Below are 1,165 nucleotides of genomic sequence, written 5' to 3' on the forward strand. Positions count from 1 at the left end.
CACGCATCCACGTACGCACACGCATCCCCGTACGCACCCACCTGGCCGGCCAGCCCCACAGCCCCACAGGCCGCGCCCCCCCCCCCCCCCCCCCCCCCCGGCCCCACGTACGTCCCGGACCCGTGGCCACTCCACTGCCCCGGCGCACGACGGCGGATTCAGGTCACGACGGCCGCCCCCGTCGTAGCGTGGTGTTCATGAACGTATTCGGTGTGGACATCGGCGGTTCGGGGATCAAGGGCGCGCCGGTGGACTTGGAACGCGGTGATCTGGCGACCGAGCGGCACAAGGTGCTCACCCCGCAGCCGGCGACCCCGGAGGCGGTCATGGACGGGGTCTGCGAGGTGGTCGAGCACTTCGGTTGGCGCGGTCCGGTCGGCGCCACGTACCCGGGCGTCGTGGTGGACGGCACCACCCGTACCGCCGCCAATGTGGACAAGTCATGGATCGGCGTGGACGCGGCGGGGCGGCTCAGCGAGCGGCTGGGCGCGCCGGTCACCCTGGTCAACGACGCGGACGCGGCGGGCATCGCCGAGCTGCGGTTCGGCGCGGGCCGGGGCCGCACCGGCACGGTCATCCTGCTCACCCTCGGCACCGGCATCGGCAGCGCCGTGTTCACCGGCGGCCACCTGGTGCCCAACACCGAACTCGGCCACCTCGAACTGCGCGGCCACGAGGCCGAGACCCGGGCCTCCACCCGGGCCAAGGAAGAGGGCGACCTGAGCTGGCAGCACTGGGCGCGGCGGGTCGAGAAGTACCTCGCGCACGTGGAGATGCTGTTCTCGCCCGAACTGTTCATCATCGGCGGCGGTGTCAGCCGCAAGGCGGACAAGTTCCTGCCGCTGATCAAGGGCATCAAGGCCGAGGTGGTGCCTGCTCAGCTTCGGAATAGCGCGGGGATCGTGGGCGCGGCGATGGCTGCTTCCCTCGCCGCTCACCCTGCTGACCAGGCCCTTCCTCCACTCCCCGGCCCATCTGCGGACCCGGGGCCCGATCTCGGGGCGGCTGCGGGCTTCTGACGCCGGCGGGCCGTGGGCTGCGCTCGGGACCCCGCTCGGGGCGCAGTCCCGGCTCCGGGTGCGGGCCCCGCGTGGCGTGCGGCCCCCGCTGCGGGCGCTGTCCGCGCTGCCGGCCGGTGCCGGGCCCGCTGCCGGTGCCGGGCCTG

At 74.0% G+C, this 1,165-nt stretch carries 1 protein-coding gene; it reads left to right on the forward strand.

Annotated features, from left to right (window positions below; all coding sequences use genetic code 11):
• Positions 1-197 precede the first annotated feature (197 nt).
• Positions 198-1,019, forward strand: coding sequence for a polyphosphate--glucose phosphotransferase (gene ppgK / locus AAHZ94_RS34375; protein WP_349997599.1), 822 nt, complete (start codon positions 198-200; stop codon positions 1,017-1,019).
• Positions 1,020-1,165: the final 146 nt, after the last annotated feature.

Source organism: Streptomyces sp. HSW2009, from assembly GCF_040240285.1.
Lineage (GTDB): Bacteria > Actinomycetota > Actinomycetes > Streptomycetales > Streptomycetaceae > Streptomyces.

What these genes read in the sequence shown, in the direction of transcription:
- ppgK (WP_349997599.1), top strand. Translation starts at nt 198, where the DNA reads ATGAACGTATTCGGTGTGGACATCGGCGGTTCGGGGATCAAGGGCGCG.